We start from the raw sequence: 246 nt of genomic DNA, 5'->3' as shown, positions 1-246 counted from the left end.
GGCCACCGTGTAGTTGCTTCGGGCGCCGGTGAAAACCGCAACGTCGCCGGCCGCGCCATTGGTGCCGCCATCGATGGTGTCGTTGCCGCGGCCCGCGGCGATGCGATCGTCGCCGCCAAGGCCGTTGATGGTGTCATTGCCGTCCAGGCTGCCGCGGGCGCCAAACTTCGCCGTGTACGCCGCCTGGTCGAACACGTCGTTGGCGGCGGTAGCGATCGCGGCCGAGCGGGACATCACCAGCGATGA

General features: G+C 69.1%; 1 pseudogene. It reads right to left on the bottom strand.

Features of this window, described 5'->3' with window-relative positions:
- Positions 1–246: pseudogene (locus QQL85_RS26505) on the bottom strand (hypothetical protein); the annotation flags it as partial.

Origin of the sequence: Pseudomonas putida (assembly GCF_030159595.1) — a bacterium.
In the GTDB taxonomy this organism is placed as follows: domain Bacteria; phylum Pseudomonadota; class Gammaproteobacteria; order Pseudomonadales; family Pseudomonadaceae; genus Aquipseudomonas; species Aquipseudomonas putida_AC.
The sequence above is the reverse complement of the archived record's forward strand: the minus strand, read 5'-3'. Positions and strand labels throughout refer to the sequence as shown.